Source organism: Methylomonas rosea, from assembly GCF_024505055.1.
Lineage (GTDB): Bacteria > Pseudomonadota > Gammaproteobacteria > Methylococcales > Methylomonadaceae > Methylomonas > Methylomonas rosea.
On record NZ_JANIBL010000139.1, the window covers coordinates 1 to 1,690 of the forward strand.

1 protein-coding gene is annotated in these 1,690 nt (G+C 58.2%); it reads left to right on the plus strand.

Going from position 1 to position 1,690, the window contains the following annotated elements; all coding sequences use genetic code 11:
* The first annotated feature begins 58 nt into the window (after positions 1-58).
* Positions 59-1,644, plus strand: a protein-coding gene (locus NP589_RS21480) for an IS3 family transposase (RefSeq protein ID WP_256608795.1) whose coding sequence is annotated in 2 segments (ribosomal slippage) — positions 59-536 and positions 536-1,644 — 1,587 coding nt in all. Because the reading frame shifts where the segments join, the coding sequence is not laid out codon by codon here.
* Positions 1,645-1,690 lie beyond the last annotated feature (46 nt).

Genomic DNA, 1,690 nt, shown 5'->3' on the forward strand with positions numbered 1-1,690 from the left:
CTGCGTCAGAATAGTTGTCGCCTCAGATTTTCATTCCTTTTGAAATTTGAGATTAACTATGAGCCGTTCCAAAAAGCAGTATTCTGATGAGTATAAAGAACAAGCATTGGCGAAAGTCTACAGCCGGGGCAATCGATCCATTCAAGCGATTGCCGACGAATTAAACCTGAGCATACATACCCTAAAAACCTGGATGAGCCACTCCCCATCGATCGATAACCGTCCTGCCAAATCCAAGCCCGCCCAGCGGCCTCAAGATTGGCGTCCCGAAGAACGCTTGCTGGCCCTCCAGGAAAGCCATGGCTTGAGCTGCGAGGCGCTGAATGCCTGGTGCAGGGAGCGTGGCGTATTTGCCCATCAACTGGCGCAGTGGAAAACCGAATTTTGCACGGCGACCAGCACCGGTTCAAGCCGCGAAGAAAGCCGGAACCTGCGTAGCCTCAAGGCCGAGAATCAGCGCCTGGAACGCGAACTCCAGCGTAAGGAGAAAGCCTTGGCCGAAGCCGCCGCCTTGTTGATCTTGCAAAAAAAGGTGCGGGCGCTGTTGGGGGGCGAGGCCGAATGACCTGCCTTCAGCAGCGCCAACAGTTGATCGACTCGGTCACCGAGGCCACGGCGGCCGGTGCTCGCCAGGATCGGGCCTGTGCCGTACTGGGCCTGAGTCCGCGCACCTTGCAACGCTGGCAGGCTGGTGGAACACTGACGGAAGATCGGCGGCCGCAACGGCATTACACGCCGTCACATGCGTTGACCGAGGCAGAACGCGCCCAAGTGCTCGCCGTGGCCAATTCGGATGAGTTTGCCGATTTACCGCCCAGCCAGATCGTGCCGCGTCTGGCCGACCAGGGGATTTACCTGGCCTCCGAATCGACCTTCTACCGTATTCTGACAGCCGCAAAGCAACTAAAGCACCGCCGTAGCGAACGCCCCAGCCAGCCTCGCACCAAGCCCAAAGCCTTGAGTGCGACTGCGCCAAACCAACTTTACAGCTGGGACATCACCTACCTGCCGGCGGCGACCAAAGGCCGGTTTTATTATCTCTACCTGTTTCTCGACCTCTTTAGTCGCCAGATCGTCGGCTGGCAGGTGTTCGAGGAAGAAAGCAGCCACTGGGCCAGCGAGCTGTTGCAAGACATCTATCACCGCGAAGGCCTGCAGCCACAGCAAGTCGTCCTGCATTCGGACAATGGCAGTCCGATGAAGGGCGCGACGATGCTCGCGACCCTGCAGCGGCTCGGCGTCATGCCGTCGTTTAGCCGCCCGGCCGTCAGCAACGACAACCCCTATTCGGAAGCCTTATTCAAAACGTTGAAATACCGTCCGCCATACCCGTTGCAACCCTTTGCCGACTTGACGGCAGCCCGGCACTGGGGCGCCGATCTCGTGCAATGGTATAACCACGAACACCGCCACAGCGCCATCGGCTTTGTCACGCCGGCGCAACGCCATGCCGGCTTGGACCAGGCGCTGTTAGCTCAACGCAAGGCGCTGTATGAACAAGCCAAGGCTCGACAGCCTCGGCGCTGGAGCCGACAGGCCCGCCGCTGGAACAGAGTCCATACCGTGTATCTCAATCCCGAACGGACCGGTACGCAAACACTCCCCATACCACAAACCAGGAGGCCGCCAACCAGAACAAAATAGCCGCATGACTTTTTACATTTAGGCGACAACTAGCTTGAAATTTTCC